Below are 26,667 nucleotides of genomic sequence, written 5' to 3'. Positions count from 1 at the left end.
TGGAGGTAGCGATGTATCCGGTAGCAAAGGAGCGCAAGGCAAGAGTCTTCATGAACGGTCGCAGCCGAGCGGTGCGGATACCCAGCGATTTCGAGCTTCCGGGGGATGAGGTCGTCATCCGTCAAGAAGTGGACGGCATCATCACCATCCGTCCTGAAACACGGAAACGGACGCCGGGTGAACTGGTTGCATATCTTCGGCAGGCCGAGCCACTTGGCGAGGAATTTCCGGATATCGAGGATCTTCCTCTTCGTTCGGTTGATCTGGATCTTCCCGAGTGAGCTATCTCTTCGACACCAACATGATTTCGGATCTCATCCGAAACCCAGGCGGTAAAGCTGGCGAACGGATAGCGGTTCTTGAAGATGGTGATCTCAAAACAAGCATCATCGTCGCTGCCGAATTGAGATACGGCGTTGCCAAGAAGGGCTCGGAGCGTCTGACAAAATTGGTTGAGGCGGTCTTGGCCGATTTCGAGGTTTTGCCTTGGGAGGCGCCGGCCGATATCCACTATGCTGCTGTGAGAGATAGTCTCAGCCGCAGCGGACAACCGATCGGCGACATGGACATGCTGATCGCTGCACATGCACTCGCCTTGAATGCGGTGCTTGTGACGGACAACGAGAGTGAGTTTTCCCGCGTGCCGGGATTGAAGATCGAGAACTGGCTGCGATAGCGGCGGAGTAGGGGTTTAGACATGGGCAAGGTAACGGGTTTCCTTGAGATCGACCGGCAGGTGGGCAAGTATCAGCCGGCCTCCGATCGTATCCGCCATTTCCGCGAATTCACCATCCCGATGTCGGATGCGGAGGTCACCAAGCAGGCGGCGCGCTGCATGGACTGTGGCATTCCCTATTGCCACGGCCCGACCGGCTGTCCGGTTCACAACCAGATCCCGGACTGGAACGACCTCGTCTACAACAACAAGTGGGAGGAGGCGATCCGCAACCTCCACTCCACCAACAATTTTCCGGAGTTCACCGGCCGCGTCTGCCCCGCTCCCTGCGAGGAGGCCTGCACGCTGAACCTGGAAGACGCGCCGGTCGCCATCAAGACGGTCGAGCAGGCGATCGCCGACAAGGCGTACGAACTCGGCTTCATCGCGCCGCAGCCGGCGACCGTCCACACCGGCAAGAAGGTTGCGGTCATCGGTTCCGGCCCGGCCGGCATGGCGGCCGCCCAGCAGCTCGGCCGCGCCGGTCACGACGTGCATGTCTACGAGCGCGAGTCGAAGCCCGGCGGCCTGCTGCGCTACGGCATTCCGGACTTCAAGATGGAAAAGAATTTCATCGACCGCCGCGTCGAGCAGATGAAGGGCGAAGGCGTCACGTTCCACACCGGCGTCAATGTCGGTGTGGACCTCGCCGTCGAGACGCTTCTTTCCGAGCATGACGCGGTGCTTTATTGCGGCGGTTCGGAGACCCCGCGCCCGGCCGGCATTCCCGGCGTCGAATTGCACGGCGTCTACGATGCCATGCCTTATCTGGTGCAGCAGAACCGCCGCATCGGCCGCGAGAACATCGACAGCGTCGCATGGCCGGCCGATCCGATTCTTGCCGGGGCAAAGCACGTGGTCGTCGTCGGCGGCGGCGACACGGCTTCGGACTGCGTCGGCACGGCCTTCCGCCAGGGTGCGGTCAAGGTGACGCAGCTCGACATCCGCCCGCAGCCGCCGGAAAAGGAAGACAAGCTCGCCGTCTGGCCGTTCTGGGCCACCAAGATGCGCACCTCGTCCTCCCAGGCGGAAGGCGCGGTGCGCGAATTCCAGGTGGCGACGCTCGAATTCGTCGGCGAGGACGGTCATCTGACCGGCGTGCGCTGCTGCGAGGTGGACGAGCGCCGCAAGCCGATCGCCGGCACGGAATTCATCATCAAGGCGGATCTCGCCTTCATCGCCATCGGCTTTTCCGGTCCGCTGACGGAGGGCGTGCTGACGGAGCTGGAAGGCAAGCTGACGCTGAATGTCGACCGCCGCGGCTCGACCAACGTCGTCGCCAACGAGCGCGATTACAAGACCTCGGTCGACAAGCTCTGGACGGCGGGCGACGTGCGCCGCGGCCAGTCGCTGGTCGTCTGGGCGATCCGCGAGGGCCGCCAGGCGGCGCGCGCGATCGACGAGGCGCTGATGGGAAGCTCGGTCCTGCCGCGGTAAGGCAGTTTCTGGCCCACGCCAAATTGTACCTCATCTTCTCCCCCGCTTGCGGGGAGAAGATGCCGGCAGGGGGCGAATCCGCTTCCTGTTTATTGAATAAGCTCCCCGAGGCCCGCTTCCGCTCCAACTACCGCGTCGCGGCAGCGCCCGACACACGGTAATCGTCGATCCGCCCGGCCGGTGCCGGGGGGAGTTCGCCGCGCTTGACCAGTTTGTCGCGCGGCGTTTCCATCATGATAACAGGCAGCGGCGCGGCGCCGAGCAGGTCCTTGCCGCCGTCGAGTTCCGGATCGGAAAGGCTGATCGGATGGGTGGGCACCGTCTGTCCGGTCGGCGAGGGCGGAAGGGAGGCGAGGGGCGGCAGGTTCGAACCGTCGAGCTTGACGAGGTCGGGGCTCGCCATCTCGCCGAGATGGCGGCGGACGAGTTTTTCCACATAGAAGGCGAGCTTCTTCTTGCCGGCCTTGGTGAAGGTGATGCCGTCCGAGCCGCGCAGGCGCACCTGCTGCCCGTTGACGTCGGAGCCGGTGATCACGAACTTGCCGTCCTCGTCGACAAAACCTTCCCAGACGTCGACGAATTCGCCGCCTGCCTTCTCCACCTGGTTCCGGTAGATGGCGTTGAGCGTCGCGGCATCCGCCATCATCGAAGGCGACTGGAAGGACGGCAGGCCGACCCAGAGAAGCGGCAGCTTGCGGGCGGTGACGACTTTGACGAGTTCGGCGACGCGGCCCTCGTATTCCTTGAACCAGGCGTCGCTGCGGAATTTCTCCTTGGCATTGTCGCCGGTCGTCATCTGCTGGCGGTCGTTGGCGCCGAGCATGATCACCACGACGGTGGGTTTGACCTCGTCCAGCATGCCGGGCAGTTGCCCCGGCCAGTCGAAATGGTCCTTGCGGACGAGACCCGACGAGCCGTCGCTGCGTTCGGTCACCGCTACGCCCGGCGAGGTTGCGAAGGCGGCCTCGAGTTCCGAACCGATGCCGCCTGCCATGAAATCGCCGACCACCAGGACCTGCCGGGCGGTCTCCAGCTTGGCGACCGGTTCGGGCGCTTCCGGGACGACGGGCGCCTGCGGGCGCGGCGGCGCGGCGGCGCGCCCGGTCGAGCGGTTGCGCGGGCGGGTGGGGACGTCGACGATCGAGCCGTCGCGGTAGTAGCGGCGTTCGTAGCGCTGGTTGGGATCGTACTGGTCGTTGCGATCATAACGCCGTTCGTAGCGCGGCCCGCCGAACAGCATGTCGAGGAGGTTGCGGCGCGGTGGAGGCTCCTGGGCGACGGCTGGCGGCGGCTGGAACCACAGGGCAAGCAGCAAGGCGAGGAGCGTAAAGCCCCAGCGAGCCCAACTCTTCCGTTCGCCGATATCGCGCAAAACCTTCATGCCTCCACCGCCCGATGTTTCCGGCAGCCATTCGAAAAGACGATGTGGAGCGCCACGCTCGCCCGTCAATGCTTTCCCGTCAGGCCTTGCCTGTCAACGCAAAGCCTTGAGAAGCTGTTGCGAGGGCTCGCCGCTCTGCTGCATGCCGAGCCGCTTCTGGATCGCCGAAATGGCGGCCTTCGATCCGGAGCCGAAATTGCCGTCGACCTCGCCCTCGTAGTAACCGAGTTCCTTCATGCGGTGCTGCAGCTCGAACTTTTCCTTGATGTCGAGCGTGCCTTCCGGGCGCGGCCAGCGCTGCTGCACGCCGCCGACACCGGCGATCTCATCGGCGAGCAGCCCGACGGCGAGCGCGTAGCTGTCGGCCGCGTTGTATTTCTTGACGGTGAAGAAGTTGGCGAGCATCAGGAAGGCCGGGCCTTCGGCACCCGCCATCAGCTTCAGCGTGGCCCGGTCCGCGCCGCGGGGAAAACCCTTGCCGTTCGGCCGCACAAAGCCGAGCGCCGCCCATTGCGCCAGCGTCTTGGTCTGGCCTTCGTATTTCTCGGCGCCGGCCGGCAGCACGGCTTCGTAACCCCAGGTCTTGCCGGTGGTCCAGCCGTTCTTCGAAAGCAGGTTGGCGGAGGTGGCCAGCGCATCCGGCACGGAATGCCAGATGTCGCGCTTGCCGTTGCCGTCCGCGTCGATCGCATAGAGCAGGTAGCTCGTCGGAATGAACTGAGTGTGGCCCATGGCGCCGGCCCAGGAACCGGTCAGCTGTTTCGGCGTGATGTCGCCCGACTGCAAGATCTTCAGCGCCGCGATCAGCTGGGTGCGGGCGAATTTCGCACGCTTGGGGTCGCCCCACGCAAGCGTCGCCAGCGCCTGCGGCACATGGTGCAGGCGGTCCGGCTTTTCGAGTGCCGCGCCGTAATTCGACTCCATAGACCAGATGGCGAGAAGGATGTTCCTGTCGACGCCGAAATGGCGCTCCAACGCGGCCAGCGTCGAACCGTGCCTGGCGGCCATCTCGCGGCCGATCCTGACGGTATAGGGGTTCACGCGAGAATCGAGATAGTCCCAGATGCGCGACTTGAATTCCGGCTGAAAATTCGCCTTGTCGAGTACGTCCTGGTCGGGCTCGGAAATGCCCGCGAAAGCGCGTTCATAGGTGGTGCGGGTGATGCCGCCCTTGGCGGCCGTATCATAGAATTTTACGATCCATGCCTTGAAACCGACATCTGCCCGGGCATCTATCGGCATGGCCGCGGTCAGCCCGGCAACCAGGGAAAGAAAGGCTCCGCGCAGGAGATTGATGCGAAACATTTTCATCGGCAGTCGTGTCCAGTCTTCTTTTAACCAAGCCTGACGGCGAGAGTGGCATGCGGCTTAACGATGTAATAACAAAATAGGGTCAACAAATTCTTTACCATGGAAACGCGATCGAAGGCAGTCTTTGCGAAACGGTAGCAATTCGCGGATAGAGGCCAGAAATCGTACAGTTTGCACAATGATGTGCTTTTCAGGAGGCATGAGTGGCACAACAACAGAAGATCCGTAAGGCAGTGTTTCCGGTGGCAGGTCTGGGCACGCGCTTCCTGCCCGCGACCAAGGCGGTTCCGAAGGAAATGCTGACCGTGGTCGACAAGCCGGTCATCCAGTATGTGGTGGATGAGGCTGCCGAAGCAGGGATCGAACACTTCGTTTTCGTGACCGGACGCGGCAAGGGCGTCATCGAAGACTATTTCGACATTCAGTTCGAGCTGGAGCAGATGCTGCGCGAGCGCAACAAGAATGCCGAGCTGACGCTTCTCTCGCACATCCTGCCGAAGGCCGGTACGGCGAGCTTCACCCGCCAGCAGGTGCCGCTCGGTCTCGGTCACGCCGTCTGGTGCGCCCGCGACATCGTCGGCAACGAACCCTTTGCCGTCCTCCTGCCGGATATGATCATGTCGGCTGAAAAGGGATGCCTCAAGGGCATGGTCGATCTTTACGCACAGAGCGGCGGCAACGTCATTGCCGTGCAGGAATGTGACCCGGACCAGGCCCACAAATATGGCATCGTCGGGATCGGCGATCCGATCGGCGAAGGCTTCAAGATCACGCAGATGGTCGAAAAGCCGGCCAAGGGCACGGCTCCCTCGAACCTTTACATCAACGGCCGCTATATCCTGCAGCCGGAGATCTTCAAGATCCTGGAAACCCAGGAACGCGGTGCCGGCAACGAGATCCAGCTCACCGACGGCATGCTGACGCTTGCCAAGGGCCAGGATTTCGCCGCCTATCCGTTCAAGGGCGAGACCTACGACTGCGGCGCCAAGGATGGCTTCATCCTGGCCAATCTCGCATTCGCCCTGCAGCGCGCCGATATCCGCCCGGCAATCGAAGAGCCGATGAAGGCGCTGCTTGCCTCGCTGAAATAGGTATCGTTTCCCCTGTCGCCCCGGCGGCGGGGACGAATGTCACGCAAACCCCTCATGGCCCTGCTATGAGGGGTTTCGATTTTGGGGAAGGGGCCATGACTTTCGGGACGGGCAAGGATTTTCTGAAGTTCCATGATCTGCAGGCGGATGTCGTTATCGGGATCCTCGCACGGGCGGGCGAGCTCGCCGAAGCCTGGTGTGAGCGGTGCATGCCGCAAAGCCTCGAAAGCCGACGGATCGCCCTCATCGTCGATGACGGGGGCTGGCGCAACACGACCGCCTTCGATCTCGGCATCCAGGCCATGGGTGGGATCTGCGTGCATGTGCCGGTCCGCCTCGGCGGCAAGGAGGCGATTGCCGATCTGGCGGGCTATCTGGACAACTGGTTCGACATGATCATCGTCCGAACCAGGGAATTCGGTGCGTTGAGCGAGCTGGCGGCCCATGCGAAGGCGCCGGTGATCAACGCGCGCACGCGTTCGAACCACCCCTGCGAGACACTCGGCGACCTTGCCCATATCCTGCAGAAACGCGGCAGGCTCGACGGCCTGAAGGTCGCGGGCGTGGCGCCGGACGACAATATCCTGCGCTCGTGGGCCGAGGCGTCAATCTCGCTGCCGGTCGATGTCGTGCAGGTCTATCCAGAGCCCTGGCATGTGCGGGATGCGGCGCTCCTGAGCGGGAGATTCAGGACCAGCACCAATATGGGCGAACTCGAGGACGCCGATGTGATCATCACCGACTGCTGGCCCGGCGGGGCTGCCGTGGAGGAAGTCGAACCCTATCGGATTTCCGCAGCCGTGCTCAATCGATGCAAACCCGGCGTGTTCTTCATTCCCTGCCCCCCGGTAACGCGGGATCACGAGGTGGCAGCCGATGCGATGATCCATCCCGCCTGCTGGAGCAGGGAGGCAAAGGCGTTCCTGCTGCATGCGCAGAATGCGCTGATGGAGTGGATCGCCGCTCGAGCCGGGGTCAGCGCTTCAGCGTGAGACCCACGCCGGCGCGGACGATCCGGTCATCGGCGCCGCCGCCGCTAGCGCGTTCATATTCCACGTCGCCGGTCAGGTCGAGATAACGGTTGATCGCCCAGGTGAGGCCAGCGCCGGCAACCCAGACCGTTTCGTCGCTCTGGCCGGAGGAGAAATCGCGGAGCGTCGTGCCGGTCCGCAGCCGCGCGACGACATCGTCGCGCATCTCATGGGCAAGTGCGGCGGTCAGCTGGTATTCCACCCAGCCGCTCTGCCCCGGCGCGGTCGAATCCTGCACCGTGGTGCGCAGGCCGAGATCGACATTGGTGCCGCGCTGCGGCGACCAGGTGGCGTTGCCGTCGATCGTGTAGGCGCCGACCGATTTCAAACGGCTGTCGTCGTAATCGACGATCTCGTAACCGGTGCCGATCTCACCGCGCAGTTTTTCGCCGAAATCGAATTCCACGCCGGTGCGGGCCGCGTAGCTCTGCGAGGAGCGGGCATAACCGGAATTGTCGCGCCTCTGATCGTAGAGGGTGCGGCCGGTCGCCACCTCCACGAACGGGATCAGCGCCGGCGAGAGCTCGTAGCCGAGCCGCAGCCGCCCGTCGATGCCGGTCCGGTTGCGATCCTTCATGCTGAGCGTCGAGCCGTCGGAAAGCTTGGCATCGGTATAGCTGGCGCGGGTCAGATCCAGTGCCGCCGTGCCGCGAACCTTGCCGAAATCCCGTTCGATCGATGCTCCGGCCGTAAATTCGTGGACGCCGGACTGTGTCGTCGCGCCGCCGATCGCGTTCGGATCGTAGTCGTCCTCGCGGGTAAAGCTGTAGCCGCCGGTGATATGCGCGACGGTGTCGTTGGCGAGATCGAGCCGCAGGTCGGCGTCAATATTGGCTTCCGGACGCAGGCCGTCCTCGCCGCCGCGAATGTTGCGCTCGAACGTGCCTTCGCCGGTGACGGTCAGCGAATGGCGCGACCAGTCGGACGTCAGCGTTCCGCGCATGGTGGTTGAGAGGTAATCCCGACGGGTCTTGGTGCCGCCCGAGCGGGTAATCTCGGTGTTGACGCGCTGGTTGACCGAGGGCCGCAGGAGGAAACTGCCGAGGCGGATACCGGTCGGATCGCCCGGTTCGCGTGGCCGTTCCTGCGATTCGACCGGTTCGGCGCCGGGATCGAGCGGCTGGTCGGGAGGCTGGTTCAGGTCCTCTTCGTAAGGAGGCTCCTGATTGGCGTTCCGGTCGCGACCGGGCACGGTGCCGGTCGCGATATTTGGATCGTTCGGATTTTGGCCGTCGGCATTGGTGGTCTGACTGGTTCCCGACTGGGTGGACGTGCTTCCCCTGAGGCTCGTATTGGCGCCCGCCGCCGTTGCGTCGGCCACCGACGGCAGGCTGCCGCTCCGGGGCGGAAAGGGACTGGTGCCGGTGTTGGTGCTGGTTTGGGCGATCGCCGGAGATACAAGCGCCATGGATACGAGCGCCGGGGATACGAGCGCCGAACAGGCAAACAGCAGGCCGAGCGCGATGCTGCGCCGCTCACGCATCCTGCCTGTTGCTGTCGTGATATTCATGGACGTGTCCGGGCGATCGAAATACTTACCCAAACGTAAAGCCATGTGGTTAACGTTTGGTTGCCACAGTATTAAAGGGGCGACAGGTGATCGCAGCGGCTCGAACCGGATAGACTTGCCGGACAAAAAGCGTTAAGGCTGCGTCATGATCAAGAGAGCCCTGCAACTCGTCGAACATGACGTCGTCGATTCAGCCCTTCGTACGATTTCCTTTGGGAAACAGGGGCTTAATGCGCTGGAGATGGCGCTCCAGAATGGCCTTGGCGACACGTTCCGCGCAGTCGCCGAGCTGATCGGCAATATCGACGGCCGCGTCATCGTGACGGGCGTCGGCAAGAGCGGCCATATCGGCCGCAAGATCGCGGCGAGCCTCGCATCGACCGGGACGCCCGCCTTCTTCGTCCATTCGGGCGAAGCCAACCATGGCGATCTCGGCATGATCGCTTCCGGCGATGTGGTGCTGGCGCTATCCTGGGGCGGCGAGACGGCCGAATTGCAAGGCATCGTTTCCTTCACCCGGCGCTTCTCCATCCCGCTGATCGCGATGACATCCAGCCCGCTTTCGACACTCGCCCGCGAGGCTGATTACGTGCTGCTGCTGCCGAAGGAGCAGGAGGCCTGCCCGCATGGCCTGGCACCGACCACCTCGACGCTGATGCAGCTTGCATTGGGCGATGCACTCGCCGTCGCCATGCTTGAGGCGCGTGGTTTTTCCTCCTCCGATTTTCGCGTCTACCACCCGGGCGGCAAGCTCGGCGCGATGCTGAGCCACGTCAGCGACCTGATGCATACCGGTGAGCGGGTGCCGCTGGTCAAGAAGGGCGTGCTCATGCCCGAGGCGATCCAGGAACTGTCGCGCAAGCGCTTCGGCTGCATCGGCGTCGTCGACGAGGACGGCTGCCTTTGCGGCGTCATCACCGATGGCGATATCGCCCGGCATCTCGACCTCGACCTGCGCCAGACGCTGGTCGACGACGTGATGACCCGCAACCCGAAGACGGTCGGCAAGGAAACGCTGGCGACCGCCGCGATGGCCATCCTCAACAAGCACAGCATCGGTGCCTTGCTCGTCATCGACGAGGAACGCCGCCCGATCGGCATCGTGCATTTCCACGACCTGCTGCGCGTCGGCGTCGCCTGAGACGGCGCATCCGAAGATGTCAGGCCGGCTCGACCGTCAGGTCGCGGCCGCTGGCGGCGACCACTCGCACCCGCGTTCCGGCCGGCAGATCCGGTCCCATCACCGTCCACCACGTATCATCGAGGCGGATGCGCCCGCGGCCGTCGGTGATCGGCTCGTGCAGGGTCGCGGTGCGGCCGACCAGGCTTTCGCTGCGGCGGTTGAGCAGCGGCTCGTCGCTTGACTGGCCGCGGCCTGCATAGAAACGCCGGCCTGCCAGCGCGAAGGCAAGCGACAGAACAGCAAACAGCAGAAGCTGGACCTGCCAGACCCACAGGCCTGCATCCCAGAGCAGCAGGGACAGGGCGCCGATGACGATCGCCGCCATGCCGATCCAGATCAGGAAGACGCCCGGCACGGCCAGTTCGGCCACGAGGAGAACGATACCGAGGATCCACCAGACCCAGGGACCGAGTTTGACGGCTGCATCATGAAGCATGGCGTCAAGTCTCGTCAGAAGATGCCGATGGCTGGAACGGGTTGACGGCCGGGGTCGTGCGCGGGCTGGCCGGCGGGCGTGGCGATGCCGGAGGACGGGGCTGCACGAGGGGGCCGGAACCATCGCCGAAGACGTCCCTGGCGATGGCGCCGATGCCTCCGAGCGAACCGATGATCGAGGAGGCTTCAAGCGGCATCAGCACGATCTTCGAATTTGGCGCCTTGCCGATCTCGATGAGCGCTTCGGTGTATTTCTGCGCCACGAAATAGTTGATGGCCTGCACGTCGCCGGAGGCAATCGCCTGGGAGACGGACTGGGTCGCCTTTGCTTCGGCTTCGGCGAGACGTTCGCGGGCTTCCGCCTCGCGGAAGGCGGCCTCGCGCTCGCCCTCGGCCTTCAGGACGGCCGCCTGCTTGGCGCCCTCGGCACGGAGAATCTGAGCGTTGCGGGCGCCCTCGGCCTCGAGGATCTGGGCGCGCTTCTCGCGCTCGGCCTTCATCTGCCGCCCCATGGACTCGACGAGGTCGGCCGGCGGCTGGATGTCCTTGATCTCGACGCGGGTGACCTTGATACCCCAAGGATGCACGGCCTGATCGACGACCCGCAGCAGCCGCTCGTTGATGACTTCGCGGTTGGAGAGCAGTTCGTCGAGATCCATCGAGCCCATGACCGAACGGATATTGGTCATCGTCAGGTTCTGGACGGCATTTTCCAGGTTGGAGATCTGATACGCCGCCTGCGCCGGATTGAGCACTTGGTAGAAGGCGACCGCATCCGCGGCGACGCTGGCATTGTCCTTGGTGATGACTTCCTGGGTCGGAATGCTCAGCACCTGCTCCATGACGTTCATGCGTGCGCCGATGCGCTCGATAAAGGGGATAAGGATGTTGAGGCCCGGCTGGAGGGTGCGGGTATAACGACCGAAAAGCTCGACCGTGTAGGAATATCCCTGAGGCACGGTTTTCACCGTACTCCAGAGCAGCAGGATCGCGGCTATGACCACGATGATCACGAAGATATCGAAACCACCCAGACCGATGTCCATGAGAATCTCCCTCCATCGCAGGCGGCAAAGGCGCGCCGCGTCAGACGTGCTGAGTTAGCACGTTCTTTGCGAGGAAGAAATGACAGTTGGCGCAGGCGGTTACGGCGCAAGCATGGCGAGCACCTCGTCCGTGCGGCGCACGTCGCCGAATGCCGAGGCGATGTTGATCAGAGCCCAGACATGTTCGTCATCGGTGGCGGCGGCATTGGCGTCTTCCACGAATACGACCTTGTAACCGATCATCATGGCGTCGCGGGCGCTGCTCTCACAGCAGCGGTTGGTCAGCGTGCCGGCGATGACGACCGTGTCGATGCCCCGTTGACGCAGGATGCCGTCGAGCGGCGACGAGCCCTGGATGAAACAGGAGAAGCGGTCCTTGCACACCTGCAGGTCTTCCGCCCGCACGTCGAGACCTTCGGCAAGCCCGTGCAGCGGTGCGCCTTCGGTCATGGCCGCGAGATGGGCGCGGGCAAATTCCGGCGTGGTGAAATGGTCGTAGAAGACCGTCCAGGGATGGGCGCCGCCCGCATCGGTGAGCGCGGTGGTGATCCAGCAGACGGTGCCGCCGGCTTTGCGAAGCGCGTCGGCCAGGCAGTTGACGTTGGGAATGATGCCACGGGCAAGCGGCACCTCGACAGGCGCGCCTTCGGCAACAAAGGCTTTCTGCATGTCGATGACGATGAGGACGGTCCTTGCCGCGTCCAGCCGGTCGAAGATCTCGAAGCGGCCGCGGCGTTTGGCGATCCTCTCGCGAATATCCTGCGGAATGCCGACCGTATGCACCGGCTATACCCAACCCTGAAGCTCGCGGCGAACGACCTTCTCCAGCACGGCCATGCCGCCTTCGCTGTCGTTCAGGCAGGGAATGTGGACGAATTTCTCGCCGCCGTGATGCAGGAAGCTCTCCGCCGCTTCGCCGGCGATTTCCTCCAGCGTTTCCAGACAGTCGGAGACGAAGCCGGGATTCATCACCGCGATACGCCTGACGCCCTCTTCGGCCAGTTTCTCGACGGTCTTGTCCGTATAGGGCTGCAGCCATTCCTCCGGCCCGAAGCGGGACTGGAATGTGATCATGAAGTTCTTGTCGGTGAGGCCGAGCGCTTCCTTCAGCAGGCGGCCGGTCTTCTGGCAATGGCAGTAATAGGGATCGCCCGCCTTGAAATAGGACTGCGGGATGCCGTGGAACGAGGCGATCAACATATCCGGCTGCCAGTCGAGCCTGGCATAGGCCTGGCGCACGGAGTTGGCGAGCGCCTCGATATAGGTGGGATCGTCGTGATAGGGCGGCACGGTGCGGACCGCCGGCTGCCAACGCAGCTTCATCAGGTGCTCGAAGGCCTTGTCGTTGACGGTGGCGGTGGTCGAAGCGGCATATTGCGGATAGAGCGGGAAGAGGACGATCTTTTCGCAGCCCTTTTCCTTCAGCGCGTCGATGCGTTCGGCGATCGACGGCTTGCCGTAGCGCATCGCCCAGTCGACGACCACGTTCGGCAGATCCTTCAGCCGCTCGGCCATCAACTCGCCCTGGCTGCGGGTATAGGTGCGCAGGTAGCTTTCGTTCAGGTCCTTGTTCCAGATCGCCTCATAGGCCTTGCCGACCTTCTGCGGCCGCTTGTTGAGCACGATACCATAAAGGATCGGGTACCAATAGAGCCGCGACCATTCGATGACCCGCCGGTCGGACAGAAATTCCGCCAGGTATCGCCGCATCGGCCAATAGTCGGTGCCATCCGGCGTGCCGAGATTGACGAGCAGCACGCCGACCTTGCCGAAGCTGACCTTCGGATGTCCGGAGGACAGGTGATCGGAGGGCATCTGGGCGGATTGGGAGGTCATGCGGCTGCTTTCGGTTGAATCCCTTGCGGGCATTTAACTATGTCTCCATATGGCGCAATATTTAGAAATAAAAATCGGCCCGGAAAAGCCCGGACCGATAGGGGATTGGGACAAAACGTCCCATTTCATCGGCTTCCTCGAAAACCTGGACCTTGATCCGGGTCACGCGGCATCATTTGGCCGGCAGTTCCAGCTCGGCGCCGACCTGGATGACGTTCGGGCGGCGCAGCGAGTTGAGCTTGGCGATCTCGGTCCAGCGTTCGCCGTCACCATAGGTGGCCTCGGCAATCTTCCACAGCGAGTCGCCTTTGGCGACCGTATACTTGGTCGGACCGGCCGGCTTGGCTGCGGCGGGTGCCGGGGTGGCCGGAGCCGCGGGGGCGGCAGGCTTCGGAGCGGCGGCCATCGAGTTCTGTGCAGGAGCCGCAGGTGCTGCCGGAGCAGCCATGGTCGGAGCTGCCGGCATAGCAGGAGCGGGTGCGGCGGGAGCGGCTGTGGTCGGAGCCGGAGCGGCCGGGGCCGCGGCGGCAGGAGCCGGCGGAGCGGCCGGAGCGGGCTTTGCCGGCGGCGTGTAGCTTGCCGGGGTGAGGTCGGTGATGCGGCCGTCCGTATAGGGCTTGTACGGCTTGTGTGCGGCGATGAACTCGGCGGTCACGTCGGCGAGGTCCGGACCGTAGTCATAGGCGTTCTTGCCGCCCGTCTTGAAGATGGCGTAACCATCGCCGCCGGCACGCATGAAGTTGTTGGTGGCGACGCTGTACGTCTTGGCCGGATCGATGGGTACATACTTGTCCCCTTCCTTGACCTGTACGTCGCTGACCTTGGCATTGGCCGGCTTCGACTTGTCGAAGGAGAATTTCAGGCCGGCGACCTGCGGGAAGCGGCCGGCGCCGTCGTCGATCTGGCTGACGCCGTTTTCCAGCGCCTTGACGATGTCTGCGCCGGTGAGCTGGAACGTGGCGAGCGTGTTCTGGAACGGGAGAACGCTGACGACTTCGCCCTGGGTGACTTCGCCGGCGTCGATCGAGGCGCGCAGGCCGCCGCCGTTCTGAATGGCGATGGTGACGCCCTGGCCCTTGGTGCGGTCGAGCATGGCGTCGGTGACGAGGTTGCCCATCGAGCATTCTTTGGCGCGGCAGACGCGGCGGTCGCCGTCGATCACGGCTTCGGAAGCACCGACTACCTTCTTCTTCATGTCCTCGATCGGCTTCTTCAGTTCCGCGACGCGGGCCGCGAAGGCGGGATCCGGCGTGAAGGCCTTGTCGACGAGGATCGGCTCGCCTTCGGCGCTCTTGACGACGCCGCTGTCGTCGAAGACGACCTTCACGTCGCCGAGATATTTCGAATACTGGAAGGCCTGGACGACCGGGACCTTGTAGCCGCCCGGATTGTCCGACCAGGTCGGGTAGGGGCCTTCGGCGCCCTTCACCGTGTTCGACAGCAGCGTATGGGTGTGGCCGCCGACGACGACATCGACATCCGGGATCTTGGCGATCATGGCGAGGTCGCGCGGATAACCGACATGGGTCAGCGCGATGATCTTGTTGACACCCTGGGCCTTCACGGCCTGGACGGCCTCGGTGATCTTGGCGACGTCGTCGGCGATCGTGATGTTCGGGCCGGGATTGGCGATCTCGGCCGTATCGTTGGTGACGGCGCCGACGATGCCGATCTTCTGTCCGCCGACTTCCAGAACCAGCGACGGCTTGATGCGGTTGCCGATCTTGGCGGCGGCGGTCGGCACAACGTTGGCGGTGACGACCGGGAACTGGATCTTGTCGAGGAAGGTGGCGAGCACGTCGTCGCTGTCGTCGAACTCATGGTTGCCGACGGTCATGGCGTCGAACTTCATGGCGTTCAGCGCTTCGGCCTCGGCGCCGCCCTTGTAGGTCGTGTAGAAGAGCGAGCCCTGGAAGTTGTCGCCGCCGTTGAGCAGGATGACGTTCTTGTTCTGGGCCTTCAGCGCGTCACGCGTCTGGTTGATGGCGGTCAGCAGGCGTGCGGCGCCGCCGAAGCAGACGCCCTTGCCTTCGTCTTCGGCCGAGCAGGTGGAATCCGTCGCGTTGATGGATTCGAGACGCGAATGGAAGTCGTTGATGTGCAGGATATTGAGCTCGAAATCGGCAAATGCCGCGCCGCTTGAAAGAGCCATGACCGATGCGGTCAAAAGCCCGAGCCCCAATGTCTTCTTCATCTGATCTCTCCTCTGTTTATTCGGCCGGCTATGCCGCCTCTTTATCTGTTCTAGTTTTTCAATATGACAACCGTTCCGGCGGGCATGTTTTCACCAAGCGATGACCGGTTCAAGGGAAATATGACAGAGGTGCGTTTGCCCTCGAAGGTGCGCGCAAAACGAGAAACCCCGCCTGGGCGGGGTTTTTGCCGTCACGCTTGCGGATCGGTTCAACTGCGGCGGGCGAGCGAGAACTGGGCGCCGCTGTCCTGCGTGCAGTTCAGCTGGGTCGGCGACACCAGCGAGCAGTTGACGCGCGATTGGGTCTTGCGCACCAGCGAGGTCATGTTGATCTCGACGAGGGTCGGCGAGAGGCTCACGTAGGTGCCGGAGGCGAGCAGCGTATTGCTGTCGCTGGAGCGGGTGTTGAATGTGCCGCCCTGGAAGGTGGAGACGATGCCGTTCGGATCGACCCAGGTGCCTTCAACGCCCTGCGGCTGCGGCGGAGGCGCCTGGCGGGGCGGCGGAGAGGAAACGCACGCAGACAAGAAGCTGGCTGCCGCGATGAGCGCAAAGCTCGCTTTCAATTTCATAATCTGTCTCCCGCGATTCGATCCGGCCTTGGCAGCGGAACCATGCCGTCTCAGACCTACATAACGCAAGATGTGGCGGCGAAAAGGCGACCACTTTCAACATACAAAAAAAGCCGCCTGCGGGGCAGGCGGCTCTGATCTGTCAGTCCGCTTTTGCCTTACGAGCGAACGAGGATGTTCTTGAACTGCCACGGATCCTTCTCGTCGATCTCTTCCGGGAAGAGGCCCGGGCGGCCATCGAGCGGGGTCCAGTCGGTGTAATGGCCTTCGACCGGGCCGAGATAGGGCAACTGCACTTCGAGGCAGCGCTTGTAGTCGATCTCGTCGGCTTCGACGATGCCGGCCTTGGGATTTTCGATCGCATAGACCATGCCGGCGAGAACCGCCGAGGTCACCTGCAGGCCGGTGGCGTTCTGATAGGGCGCGATGCGGCGGGTTTCCTCGAGCGACAGGCGAGACCCGTACCAGTAGGCGTTTTTCTCGTGGCCGTAGAGCAGTACGCCGAGTTCGTCGATGCCGTCCTCCAGCTCGTCCTCGTCGAGAACGTGATGGACCGGCTGCGGCTTGCCGCCGGCGCCGAACATTTCATGCAGCGAGAGAACCGCGTCATTGGCCGGATGGTAGGCGTAATGGCAGGTCGGGCGGAAGGTCACTTCGCCGTCCTTGTCGCGCACCGTGAAATAGTCGGCGATCGAGATCGATTCGTTGTGGGTGACGAGGAAACCGTATTGGGCGCCGGGCGTCGGGCACCAGCTGCGGACGCGGGTATTGGCGCCCGGCTGTTCCAGATAGATGGCGGCCTGGCAACCCTTCTTGTGCTTCCTGGCGTTCTTCGGCATCCATTCCTCATGGGTGCCCCAGCCGAGTTCGGCCGGCTGCATGCCTTCGGAAATGAAACCCTCGACGGACCAGGTGTTCCAGAAGACGTTGAGCGGCTTCGGGTGCTTGGTGCGCTGGGTGTCGCGCTCGGCGATGTGGATGCCCTTGACGCCGAGCTTCTTCATGAGTTTCGCCCAGCCTTCGCGGTCGTGCTGGTCCGGCTCGTCGAACTTCAGGCCCGTGTCGTTGGCGAGGTTGACCAGCGCCTGCTTGACGAACCAGGAGACCATGCCCGGGTTCGCGCCGCAGGTGGAAACGGCGGTCGCGCCGCCCGGATTCTTGGCCTTTTCCTTGCGAACGGTTTCGCGCAGCGCATAGTTGGTGCGATCGGCGTTCTTCATGTTCTTGTCGAAATAGAAACCGAGCCAGGGCTCGACGACCGTGTCGATATAGAGCACGTCGAGTTTGCGGCAGAGCTTCATGATGTCGAGCGAACCGGTATCGACCGAGAGATTGACGCAGAAGCCCTGGCCTTCGCCGGCCGTCAGAAGCGGCTTCAGCAGGTCCTTGTAATTGTCCCTGGTCACATATTCCTTGATGTGACGGACGCCGTGCTTCTTGAGGATTTCCATGTCGGCGGGCTCGTCCCGCGGGTCGATGACGACCATCCGGCTCTTGTCGAACTTGAAATGGCGTTCGATGAGCGGCAGCGTGCCGCGGCCGATCGAACCGAAACCGATCATCACGATCGGGCCGGTGATTTCGCCATACACCGGATAGGTAGTCTCTGACATGTCTTTCTCCTTTGGATCGGCGGCCTGTTGGGGCCGCTGCCCCGCTTCTTCGGCAGTGAACGGATGGTAGTGATGCTGAAAGCGCATTTTCGCGGCGCTCTAGATCATAAAACGGCGTCACAATAAAGAGCCTGCCGGTTTCGGCGGAGAAATCTGCGGATTTATTCGACGGCGAGCGGCGTGGCGGCGAGCTCGCGGAGCATCGCGACAAGCCCGGGACGTTTGGCGGAAAGGCCCTTGTAGTCGATCTGGGCCTCGGTCATCTCCTCCAGCTGGTTGGCGAGGGAGGTGGCCAGTTCCGCAGCGTTCGGCTGCGAGCGGATCGCGGTGACCGGATCGAGATAGATGCGGATGGTGAAAAGGATATCGCCGGAAACCGGCATTTTCCGAAGCGTCTGGCGCTCTACCCTCAGATATGCCCCTTCCGAAGGCACGTTCCCGGTTTCGGCAGCCAATTGCGGGGCGGGCCGATAGAGCTTGTAGCCCCAGTTGATCGACCAATTCCAGCGCACCACGAAACGCTCCGGCGAGAGGTTGTCGAACATGCGGTTGATAAGGCCGGCATTGCGGCTGCCCTCGCCAAAATCCGGCACCGGCGCATGCACCTCGTCCATCACCTTGCCGAACTTCTCCGCAAGCGACCAGGAGGAGGGGAAGGCAAGGAAGGCGGCGGCGAGGCGCCAGCCGTTTTCGCCCCTGCGCATGACGACGAGATCGTCCTGCACCAGAAGACCGGCGCGGAGGAGCGGCGGCGAGGCCTCGGAGAGGTCGATGCGGTGGCCGGGCATTTCCATCCCATTGCCGTCGCGGCGATAGACGGCCGGATGCTGCGAGGGAAGGTATTCGGAGAGCGCGTCGAGGATCTCCCGCTGGGCGTCTTCCGTACCCGGCTCGGCACGGAACACCTGTTCGCCGTGCTCGACGAAGAGTTTCCGCTTTTCCGCGAGATGATAGGAAAGGTCGCCATCCGGCTCGATCCAGCGGGCCGGATCGAGCTGCATGAGCCCGATCGCGAAGGGTTTGGACGAGCCGTCATAGGGCGTATAGGTGAACTGCGTCATTTCACGCCGCCGCCGTGCCCTGGTGGAAGACCATGCGCCATTTGCCGTCCGGATCAAGGCGCCAGATGGAGCTGCGGTTGGCGAACTGCCGGCTGCCGTCGTCCTCGATGCGGATGCCGCGATAGGTGGCGAGCGCGACCGTTTCGGCAATCAGGGAAACGGTGAAATCCGCAATGCCCGTATTGTCGGGTCCCGTCTCGTCGGTGAGGCGGGAGACGATGTCGTCGAAAGTGTAGGCGAGGCCGGAGCGGCCGAATTCGCGAAATTCCGGCGCCAGCAACTCGCGGATCCTTTGTTCCGAACTGCGGACCTCGCGGGTCTGCAAGGCGGTTTCGAGCGCCAGAAGATGATCGGCGAGCGGCTGCGGCGCGGCCACTATCGGCCTGCCTTGGCGGTCTTGGCGGGGCGGGTCGCAGAAGGAGGAGCTTCCGACGGTATTTCCGACCGCGCAGCTCCGCCGACCAGTTCGGCGGCGATCAGGCCGCGGAGCGAATTGCCGACGAAAAAGCGGCGGCCTTCGAGATCGGCGAGCTTGAGGACCTGGCTTTTCGCCTTTCCTTCACGGATCAGGTCGGCACGCAGGATGCCGGGAAGGAGACCGCTCGACAGGGCAGGTGTCGCAAGCGTGCCGTCGGATTGCTCGATGAAGACGTTGGTGATGGTGCCTTCGCAGATCTCTCCACGTTCGTTCAGGAGAAGGACCTCGTCCGCATCCTCCGGCGCGAATTCGGCGCGGGCGGCTTCATAGAGTTCGCGGCGGGAGGTCTTGTGGCGGTACATCGCATCGTCCGACGGCATCTTCGTCTCTGCCACCTGGACCCGCCAGACCGTATCGGCAGGGAATGGGACGAAGGGCGTCGTGGTGATGTCGATCTTGCCGCGATAGGTCATGACGAGGCGCACCCGCAGCGCGGTCTCGCCGGCCGCCACCGCCGTGGCGAGCTGCTTCTGCGTGTCGGCCGGCGGCTGCCGGAAACCGAGTGCGTCCGCGGACCGGCTCAGCCGGCGCAGGTGCTGCTCCAGGCGCAGGAAGCCCGTGCCGGGTTCCCATCGCATCGTTTCGATCAGCGAGAAATCCATTGGTCGCCCACCGCAAAGCGTGCCTTCAACAGGCACTCATCATACTCGGCTTCCGCCTTCGAGTCGAAGACGATTCCGCCGCCGGCATTGAAGACGGCTTTGCCGTCGTTGAAAAGCGAGATCGTGCGGATTGCCACCGAAAAACGCATCGGACCCGACGGGTCGCACCAGCCGATCGCGCCGCAATAGGCGTCGCGGGGTTCGTCCTCCAGCCGGTCGAGGATCTGCATCGCCCACATCTTGGGGGCGCCGGTAATGGAGCCGCAGGGGAAGAGGGCGGCGAGGATTTCGGGAAAGCCGATCTCCGGCCGCAGCCTGGCACGCACATGGCTCACCATCTGGTGGACGGTCGGATAGGTCTCGATCTCGAAAAGTTTCGGAACCGTGAGCGTGCCAACCTCGCTGATGACGGAAATATCGTTGCGCAGCAGGTCGACGATCATCCGGTTTTCGGCGAGCGTCTTCTCGTCGGCCAGCATGTCGGCGACGATCGCCTCGTCCTCTCCGGCGGTTGCGCCGCGCGGCGCGGTGCCTTTCATCGGATGGGTTTCGATGAAGCGGTCCTTGTCGACCGAAAAGAACAGCTCCGGCGAGCGCGACAGGATCAGCGGTCCGCCCGTCTCCCCGGCAAAGTCGATGAAGGCGCCGTAGCGCACCGGCTGGCGCGCGACCAGCGACCAGAAGGCCCTCAGCGGATCGCCTTCCCAGCGGGCGGTGATCGGCATGGTCAGGTTCGCCTGGTAGCAGTCGCCGTTGCGCAGGTGCTGGTGGAGCCGGTCGAACCGTTCCCGGTACGTCGCGAGGTCCCACATCGCGCGCGGTTCGCTGAGGAACGAGCCCTGCGAGGAGCCGTCGTCGATGATTGCGCCGTGCGGCTCGGCGAGCGGATGTTCGTTGCCGGAGGGCGCGTCGAATATGCCCATGGTAATCAGCGGCGTCGGCCGGTTGTCGACGATCAGGTGCCGGAGCTTCTCCTCGAAGACGTAGCCGGCCTCGTAGGAAATATAGCCTGCCAGCCATTGGCCGGCGAGGCGCGCGTCTTCCAGGTGCCGAAGTGCGGGCAGCACCTCGGCGGCGGTCCGGGCCGTGACGATTTCCTTCGGCCGGTCGAAAACGAGGCTTCGGCCGGTAGGGTCGTCACGGAAGAGCGCGAAGGGGGCGTCTTTTGTCATTCCATTGCGATGTCCAATTGCCCCTCACGAGTGCTTGCCCCTCACCCTTACCCTCTCCCCGTAAACGAGGCGAGGGACGTGCCACGCCCAGCGCGGCGATCGGGGCAGAACGGCGCAGCGTGTCCTTTCTTCCCCGCGAGCGGAGAGAAGGTGGCGGCAGCCGGATGAGGGGCTGCTATGCCCTACGCCTTGTCCAGAGCCTCCAGCTCGTCGATCAGCCCTTCGATCATCGACAGGCCCTTCGACCAGAAGGACGGGTCGGCGGCATCGAGGCCGAAGGGCTTCAACAGTTCGGAGTGATGTTTGGTGCCGCCGGCTTTGAGCAGCTCGAAATACTTCTGCTGGAAGCCCGGGGCGGCGTTCTGATAGACCGCATAGAGAGAGTTCACCAGGCAGTCGCCGAAAGCATAGGCATAGACGTAGAAAGGCGAATGGATGAAGTGGGGGATGTAGGTCCACCACGTTTCATAGCCTTCCGAGATCCGGATCGCCGGGCCGAGGCTTTCGCCCTGCACGGAAAGCCACAGTTCGCCGATCTGCTCGGCGGTCAGCTCGCCGTCCTTGCGGGCCGTGTGGACCTTGCGCTCGAACTGATAGAAGGCGATCTGGCGCACGACCGTGTTGATCATGTCCTCGACTTTCTGGGCGAGCATTGCCTTGCGTTCGCGCTTGTCCCTGGTCTTTTCGAGAAGCGCCCGGAAGGTCAGCATCTCGCCGAAGACCGAAGCCGTCTCGGCAAGCGTCAGCGGCGTCTGGCACATCAGGGCGCCCTGGCCGCCGGCGAGCACCTGGTGCACGCCATGGCCGAGTTCGTGGGCGAGCGTCATCACGTCGCGCGGCTTGCCCATGTAGTTGACGAGCACATAAGGATGGGCGGACGGCACCGTCGGATGCGCGAAGGCGCCCGGCGCCTTGCCGGGGCGCACCGGGGCGTCGATCCATTCCTCGTCGAAGAAGCGGCCGGCGATCTCGGCCATTTCCGGCGCGAAGTTGCCATAGGCGGAAAGCACCGTCTCCTTGGCCTCGGCCCACGGGATCAGCGCGTTCGGGGTTTCCGGCAGCGGCGCGTTGCGGTCCCAGAAATTCAGTTGCTCCATGCCGAGCCATTTCGCCTTCATGGCGTAATAGCGGTGCGAGAGGCGCGGATAGGCGCGGGCGACGGCCTCGGCCAGAGCATCGACCACCTCGCGCTCGACACGGTTCGCCAGATGACGCGAGTCGGCGATATCCTCGAAGCCGCGCCAGCGGTCGGAGATCTCCTTGTCCTTGGCGAGGGTGTTGGTGATTAGCGTGAAGACGCGCAGGTTCTCGCCGAAGGTCTTCGAAAGGGCGGCCGCCGCCTTGGCGCGCACGTCCGGCTCCGGCTCCTGCAGCATGTTGAGGGTGATTTCGAGCGGCAGTTTCTCGCCGTCGACGTCGAACCGCAGTTCGGCCATGGTTTCGTCGAACAGGCGGTTGAAGGCGGCTGCCGACGTCATCGACTTTTCCAGGAACAGCTGTTCCAGCTTGTCGTCCAGCTGGAAGGGCTTGTCCTTCCTCAGATCGACGATCCAGGGGCGATAGTGGCCGGCGGCCGGATCGCGGTCCATGCAGGCGTCCATGACCGCGTCGTCGATGCGGTTGAGTTCGAGCGCGAAGAAAAGAAGGTGCGCCGACATGTTGGTGAGCTTCGCCTGCACGTCGCCGTAGAACTTACCGTTGGCGGGGTTCGAAGTATCCGAGAAATAGGTGAGGCCGGCGAACGAACCGATTTTGCCGAGAAGGTCGTCAAGGGCCTCGTATTGCTTCAGCGCCTCGCCGATTCCGTCCATGCCGGTTTTCGTCGCGGCGTCGGCGAGCTTGCCCTTCCATTTTTCCTCGAAGGCAAGTGACAGCGATGCGGCCTTCTGCAAGTCGGCGGTGAAGGCCGGATCGTCCTTGGCGGGGTAGAGGTCGGAAAGCTTCCAGACTGGCAGTGGGCCGAGCACGGGGTCGGTGGCGGCCCCGCCGGCGACGCCCGTTGGGGCGGTTGCGGCGGCAATTTCAGTGAGCGCGGGGCGGGGCATCTTCATCGCGTGGTTCCTTCTCTATCCGGACTATAGGCCGGACTCTGGGCGGAGCGTCTGTTTTCCTTGCCAGCCGTTAAAATGCAAGTCTTTCTCAAAAGGGGATGTTCAAGCCTTTCTGGCACAACCGGCGGCATAAGAGCCCGAAAGGGGGCACGATGACCGTAGCCGGGAGCCAAGCATGATTGCGCAAATCCTCGTTGTCGATGACGATCCAATTCAGCGTCGCCTGCTGAAAAACGCCGTGGAGCGTTATGGCCACGCCGCACATCTGGCCGAAAACGGCCTGGCGGCACTGGAGTTCCTGAAGCGGACGGCGACCGACATCAACGTCATCGTGCTCGATCTTATGATGCCGGAAATGGACGGCCTGACCTTCCTCGCCGCCATTCGCGAACAGGGCATCGAAACGCCGGTCATCGTCCAGACCGGGCAGGGCAGCATCGAATATGTCGTGCAGGCCATGCGGGCCGGCGCGTTCGATTTCGTCGTCAAGCCCGTCTCGCCGGAGAGGATCGCGGCTTCCATCGCCAATGCGCTGAAGCTCGACCAGAAGGAATCGAAGGCCAAGGCCCGCCGCCAGCGCGCCGGCGCCATCGGTTTCGGCGACATCATATCGGCGAGCCCCGACATGCTGCGCGTCATCGATCTCGCCCAGCGGGCCGCCCATTCCAATATTCCGGTGGTGCTGGAGGGCGAATCGGGTGTCGGCAAGGAGATGATCGCCCGCGCCATCCAATCGAACGGCGACCGGGCCGGCAAGCCTTTCATCACCGTGAACTGCGGCGCCATACCCCACAATCTGGTGGAAAGCATCCTGTTCGGTCATGAGAAGGGTGCCTTTACCGGCGCCTCGGAAAAACACACCGGCAAGTTCGTCGAAGCCGATGGCGGCACGCTCTTCCTCGACGAGATCGGCGACCTGCCGCTCGAAGTGCAGGTGAAACTCCTGCGCGCCGTGCAGCAGGGCGAGATCGAGACGGTCGGGGCCGCAAAGGTGCAGAAGGTCAATGTCCGCCTCATCTCGGCGACCAACAAGGACCTGATCGAAGAGGTGCGGGCGGGGCGTTTCCGCGAGGACCTCTACTATCGCCTCAACGTCTTCCCGATCACCATTCCGGCGCTGCGCCGCCGCAAGGAGGATATTCCGCACCTGGTGCGGGTTTTTGCCGAGCGATTCTCCATAGAGCAGAAACTGGCAAAGACGCTGACCGTCGGTCCCGGCGCGCTGGCGCTCCTGACCGCCTATGACTGGCCGGGCAACATCCGCCAGCTTGAAAACGCCGTCTTCCGCGCCGTGGTGCTCGCCGAGGGCGAGGAGCTGACGGAGGACGATTTCCCACAGATCGCCGCCCAGGTTCCGGAATTCCATTCGGCCGAGCTTGCCGCCACCGCGATCGCCTCGCCGGCCGCCGCATCGGACCATGCCGTACGCGAGGCGCTTGCCGACACGCCGGTGTTTTCCAACAGCGAAAGGGCGCGCGCGGCCAAACCGGATCCCAAGGCGATGCTCGCCGCAGCCTATCCGACGGCCGAAAACATCATTGTCAGCACCGACGAGACCGGCGAGGTGAGAAAGCTCGCCGATGTGGAGGAGGAACTGATCCGCTTCGCGCTGAAGTTCTACCGCGGCCAGATGAGCCAGGTCGCCCGCAAGCTCGGCATCGGCCGCTCGACGCTCTACCGCAAGCTCAAGGATTATGGCATCGATCCGGACGATCCCTTGAAGGAAGCTGCCTAGATCTCTCCCTGATAGCCGGCCGCGTTCAAGACGGACGGGCCGGCCCAATTTCAAGACATTCGATAGAACGCATGCTCCATTCTTTGCCGCTATTCGAGCGATATCAATTAGTAATCGTTAACTTTCACGCAAGGATGTCCTGTCACCCTCTGTCAATCTTCGATTAGTCAATTGTTGACTATACCGGAGAAGCTTGTACATGTGTGGCACATTTGCCATCGTGTGACCGCATTTGACAGTCATTTGAGGCAACGTGGGACGTTGTCGACAGGACGGGGATCGTTTTGCCGGATCAGTATGCAAAAGAAACGCCTTCGGGTGAGAAGGGGCGCGGCGGTTCGGCCGGGCTTGTCGGATATCTCACCAAGCGCGTTGCGGCAGCAGCTCTGCTGGCATTGGCGGTGTTGCCGGTTCTGTTCTTGTCCGCGGGCGCTGCATCAGCCCAGGACAAGAGCCTGAAGCTCTATTTCGTGCATACGGGCGAAAGGGCGACCATCACCTTCAAGCGCAACGGCCGGTTCGACACCAAGGGACTCCAGCAGATCAACCAGTTCCTCCGCGACTGGCGCCGCAACGAGCCGGCGAGGATGGACCCGCGGCTCTTCGATCTCGTCTGGGAAGTCTATCGCCGCTCCGGTGCCACCGACTATATCCATGTCGTCTCGGCCTATCGTTCTCCCGCCACCAACAACATGCTGCGCACCCGCTCGCGCAACACCGGCGTCGCGAAGAACAGCCAGCACATGCTCGGCAAGGCCATGGATTTCTACATTCCGGGCGTGAAGCTTTCGACGCTGCGCGCGCTTGCCATGCAGATGCAGGTCGGCGGCGTGGGCTTTTATCCGAATTCCGGTTCCCCCTTCGTGCATCTCGATGTCGGTGGCGTGCGTGCCTGGCCGCGCATGACGCGCCAGGAACTGGTGCAGATCTTCCCGAACGGCAATACGGTCCATCTTCCGGCCGACGGCAAGCCGCTGCCGGGCTATGAGCAGGCGCTGCTGGACTACAAGAAGCGCGTCGGCGCCGATTCGATCCAGATCGCCAGCACGGCGGGTGCCGGTGTCCGCGGCGACTCTTCGCCGCGTCGCCAGCCGAACCTGCTTGCCTTCCTGTTCGGCGGCGGTGGTGCCGACGAAGAGGAAGACAACGAAGAAAGCAGCGCGCCGGCCGTGGCGCAGCGTCCGGCACCGGCCGCCAAACCCGCGCCCCAGGACGAGGACGATGCGCCGGTCATGGTCGCCTCTGCTCCGCAGCCGCAGGCGCAGGCGATCACCGCTCCGGTTCCGCTTTCGCGCCCTGCCTTCCGGTCCGATGCCGGTCCCGGCGGCCTTGCGACGGCGCTCTATTCCCCGGCACGCAATCCGGCCCAGGAAGCGCTTGCCATGCAGGCTTCCGCGCCTGCCGTGCCGGCGCCGCAGCCCGACGCCAATACTTTTGCGGATCTTTCCGCCTACAACATTCCGGTCCCGACGCTGCTTGGGCCGCGCGGCCTGAAGGGCGACGCCGAAAACAGCGTGATGACCGCCTCCGTCGGCCCCATGCCGATGCCGGAGGAAATGGCTTCCATCCCGCTTCCGGCGCATCGCCCCGCAAGCCCCGCCGCTCCGGCTGCCCCCGTTGTTGCGGCCCAGCCTGCCGCGCCGGCGGCGGAACAGCAGGAACTGACGCCGGCCCTCGTTGCGGCATTGGCGCAGAGCGTCGAAACCGAACGTCCGGCAATGCCTGCCGCTCCGGCCGCGGCGCCTGTCCTCTCTTATACGCCCGCTGCTCCGCCAGCACCGCAACCTGCACCCATCCAGAAACCGGTGCAGACCGCTGCCGTCTCTCCGAAGGTCATCCAGCCGTCCGCGGTGACCAGAGGCATGCAGTTCGGCGACGGGTTCGACGCGCCGAAGGCTCCGGTAGCCGCTTCGGCAGGCGCGCTTCCGATGCCGGGCAAGGGCAGCCGCACGGGCCAGCCCGCCGCGCCGCAGGCCGCGACTGCCGGTGCCTTGACGGGCGACGTGCTCGCCAAGTGGGCGCTCAACAACAATCGTGCCGACGCAGTGGCCTCCATGAAGGCTCCGCGTGTCGTCAGCCGTACCCTTAACGGCGAATATTCGGCGAGCTATTCCGGCGGCGGTTTCAAGCCCATCGCCGCGGCGGTTGCGATCGATCCCAACCGGTTCAGCGGGCCCTCGAACTGAGCCGAGCCGACCCCCGATTTTTAGCCG

22 protein-coding genes and 2 pseudogenes are annotated in these 26,667 nt (G+C 63.6%); 9 read left to right on the top strand and 15 right to left on the bottom strand.

Annotated elements, in window-relative coordinates:
- The first annotated feature begins 11 nt into the window (after nt 1–11).
- From DMO26_RS09845 to DMO26_RS09835, 3 genes are read left to right on the top strand one after another with little or no spacing between them, the layout of a single operon-like run.
- Nucleotides 12–281 carry an antitoxin gene (locus tag DMO26_RS09845; RefSeq protein WP_226951247.1) on the top strand — a complete coding sequence of 90 codons (270 nt, stop codon included), beginning with the start codon at nt 12–14 and terminating at the stop codon, nt 279–281.
- A gap of 20 nt (nt 282–301) precedes the next feature.
- Entirely contained in the window at nt 302–676 is a 375-nt protein-coding gene (locus DMO26_RS09840; RefSeq protein ID WP_264319353.1) for a type II toxin-antitoxin system VapC family toxin, read from the top strand.
- Nucleotides 677–697: 21 nt separating this feature from the next.
- Complete coding sequence (locus tag DMO26_RS09835; RefSeq protein ID WP_117191867.1) at nt 698–2,152, top strand: glutamate synthase subunit beta; 1,455 nt, start codon at nt 698–700, stop codon at nt 2,150–2,152.
- Between the two features lie 127 nt (nt 2,153–2,279).
- On the opposite strand, the gene DMO26_RS09830 is transcribed toward DMO26_RS09835, so the two are convergent.
- Together DMO26_RS09830 and DMO26_RS09825 are read right to left on the bottom strand one after the other, a co-directional pair.
- Nucleotides 2,280–3,533, bottom strand: coding sequence for an SGNH/GDSL hydrolase family protein (locus tag DMO26_RS09830; protein ID WP_162894788.1), 1,254 nt, complete (start codon nt 3,531–3,533; stop codon nt 2,280–2,282).
- A 93-nt stretch (nt 3,534–3,626) separates the two neighbouring features.
- The gene (locus tag DMO26_RS09825; RefSeq protein ID WP_162894787.1) at nt 3,627–4,844 is read right to left on the bottom strand and encodes a lytic murein transglycosylase; all 1,218 of its coding nucleotides are present in this window, start codon (nt 4,842–4,844) and stop codon (nt 3,627–3,629) included.
- Between the two features lie 203 nt (nt 4,845–5,047).
- Between DMO26_RS09825 and galU the strand changes: the two genes are divergently transcribed.
- Together galU and DMO26_RS09815 are read left to right on the top strand one after the other, a co-directional pair.
- The gene (galU, locus tag DMO26_RS09820; protein ID WP_117191865.1) at nt 5,048–5,935 is read left to right on the top strand and encodes a UTP--glucose-1-phosphate uridylyltransferase GalU; all 888 of its coding nucleotides are present in this window, start codon (nt 5,048–5,050) and stop codon (nt 5,933–5,935) included.
- A 95-nt stretch (nt 5,936–6,030) separates the two neighbouring features.
- Complete coding sequence (locus DMO26_RS09815) at nt 6,031–6,927, top strand: ornithine carbamoyltransferase (RefSeq protein WP_117191864.1); 897 nt, start codon at nt 6,031–6,033, stop codon at nt 6,925–6,927.
- Here DMO26_RS09815 and DMO26_RS09810 read toward each other — a convergent pair.
- On the bottom strand, nt 6,911–8,476 hold the full coding sequence (locus DMO26_RS09810; protein ID WP_162894786.1) for an outer membrane beta-barrel protein: 1,566 nt from the start codon (nt 8,474–8,476) through the stop codon (nt 6,911–6,913). The two genes, DMO26_RS09815 and DMO26_RS09810, sit on opposite strands and share 17 nt — an antisense overlap.
- A 145-nt stretch (nt 8,477–8,621) precedes the next feature.
- Between DMO26_RS09810 and DMO26_RS09805 the strand changes: the two genes are divergently transcribed.
- The gene (locus DMO26_RS09805) at nt 8,622–9,617 is read left to right on the top strand and encodes a KpsF/GutQ family sugar-phosphate isomerase (protein WP_117191862.1); all 996 of its coding nucleotides are present in this window, start codon (nt 8,622–8,624) and stop codon (nt 9,615–9,617) included.
- A 19-nt stretch (nt 9,618–9,636) separates the two neighbouring features.
- Here the strand turns inward: DMO26_RS09805 and DMO26_RS09800 are convergent, their stop codons facing one another.
- From DMO26_RS09800 to DMO26_RS09745, 12 genes are all read right to left on the bottom strand, one after another.
- Nucleotides 9,637–10,095 carry an NfeD family protein gene (locus tag DMO26_RS09800; RefSeq protein WP_117191861.1) on the bottom strand — a complete coding sequence of 153 codons (459 nt, stop codon included), beginning with the start codon at nt 10,093–10,095 and terminating at the stop codon, nt 9,637–9,639.
- 4 nt (nt 10,096–10,099) lie between these two features.
- Nucleotides 10,100–11,134: an SPFH domain-containing protein gene (locus DMO26_RS09795; RefSeq protein ID WP_117191947.1), complete on the bottom strand. Its 1,035-nt coding sequence runs from the start codon at nt 11,132–11,134 to the stop codon at nt 10,100–10,102.
- A gap of 105 nt (nt 11,135–11,239) precedes the next feature.
- A complete protein-coding gene (locus DMO26_RS09790; RefSeq protein ID WP_117191860.1) occupies nt 11,240–11,923 on the bottom strand; it encodes a cysteine hydrolase in 684 nt (227 codons plus the stop codon).
- A gap of 3 nt (nt 11,924–11,926) precedes the next feature.
- The gene (gene hemH / locus DMO26_RS09785) at nt 11,927–12,976 is read right to left on the bottom strand and encodes a ferrochelatase (protein WP_117191946.1); all 1,050 of its coding nucleotides are present in this window, start codon (nt 12,974–12,976) and stop codon (nt 11,927–11,929) included.
- Nucleotides 12,977–13,148: 172 nt separating this feature from the next.
- Nucleotides 13,149–15,170 (bottom strand): 5'-nucleotidase C-terminal domain-containing protein, encoded by a 2,022-nt coding sequence (locus tag DMO26_RS09780; RefSeq protein WP_117191859.1) that lies wholly within the window; start codon nt 15,168–15,170, stop codon nt 13,149–13,151.
- 209 nt (nt 15,171–15,379) lie between these two features.
- Complete coding sequence (gene omp10 / locus DMO26_RS09775) at nt 15,380–15,742, bottom strand: outer membrane lipoprotein Omp10 (protein ID WP_117191858.1); 363 nt, start codon at nt 15,740–15,742, stop codon at nt 15,380–15,382.
- A 158-nt stretch (nt 15,743–15,900) separates the two neighbouring features.
- On the bottom strand, nt 15,901–17,355 hold the full coding sequence (locus tag DMO26_RS09770) for a homospermidine synthase (RefSeq protein ID WP_117191857.1): 1,455 nt from the start codon (nt 17,353–17,355) through the stop codon (nt 15,901–15,903).
- A gap of 161 nt (nt 17,356–17,516) precedes the next feature.
- Nucleotides 17,517–18,416 (bottom strand): heme-dependent oxidative N-demethylase family protein, encoded by a 900-nt coding sequence (locus DMO26_RS09765; RefSeq protein WP_117191856.1) that lies wholly within the window; start codon nt 18,414–18,416, stop codon nt 17,517–17,519.
- 1 nt (nt 18,417) lies between these two features.
- Complete coding sequence (locus tag DMO26_RS09760) at nt 18,418–18,792, bottom strand: nuclear transport factor 2 family protein (RefSeq protein ID WP_162894785.1); 375 nt, start codon at nt 18,790–18,792, stop codon at nt 18,418–18,420.
- The gene (locus DMO26_RS09755) at nt 18,792–19,496 is read right to left on the bottom strand and encodes an aminotransferase class IV family protein (protein WP_117191854.1); all 705 of its coding nucleotides are present in this window, start codon (nt 19,494–19,496) and stop codon (nt 18,792–18,794) included. The genes DMO26_RS09760 and DMO26_RS09755 overlap by 1 nt, the downstream gene beginning before the upstream one ends.
- Nucleotides 19,481–20,668: an aminodeoxychorismate synthase component I gene (locus DMO26_RS09750; RefSeq protein WP_117191853.1), complete on the bottom strand. Its 1,188-nt coding sequence runs from the start codon at nt 20,666–20,668 to the stop codon at nt 19,481–19,483. The genes DMO26_RS09755 and DMO26_RS09750 overlap by 16 nt, the downstream gene beginning before the upstream one ends.
- Before the next feature lie 182 nt (nt 20,669–20,850).
- On the bottom strand, nt 20,851–22,719 hold the full coding sequence (locus DMO26_RS09745; RefSeq protein ID WP_205421193.1) for a M3 family oligoendopeptidase: 1,869 nt from the start codon (nt 22,717–22,719) through the stop codon (nt 20,851–20,853).
- Nucleotides 22,720–22,894: 175 nt separating this feature from the next.
- On the opposite strand from DMO26_RS09745, the pseudogene DMO26_RS09740 reads away from it, so the two are divergent.
- The 3 genes and pseudogenes from DMO26_RS09740 to DMO26_RS09735 all read left to right on the top strand — a co-directional run.
- A pseudogene (locus DMO26_RS09740) lies at nt 22,895–24,080 on the top strand (sigma-54-dependent transcriptional regulator); the annotation flags it as partial.
- A gap of 197 nt (nt 24,081–24,277) precedes the next feature.
- A pseudogene (locus DMO26_RS35050) lies at nt 24,278–24,454 on the top strand (helix-turn-helix domain-containing protein); the annotation flags it as partial.
- A 284-nt stretch (nt 24,455–24,738) separates the two neighbouring features.
- Complete coding sequence (locus DMO26_RS09735; RefSeq protein WP_226951246.1) at nt 24,739–26,640, top strand: DUF882 domain-containing protein; 1,902 nt, start codon at nt 24,739–24,741, stop codon at nt 26,638–26,640.
- Nucleotides 26,641–26,667: the final 27 nt, after the last annotated feature.

The organism is Rhizobium terrae (assembly GCF_003425685.1).
Taxonomy (GTDB): Bacteria; Pseudomonadota; Alphaproteobacteria; order Rhizobiales; family Rhizobiaceae; genus Neorhizobium; species Neorhizobium terrae.
The sequence above is the reverse complement of the archived record's forward strand: the minus strand, read 5'-3'. Positions and strand labels throughout refer to the sequence as shown.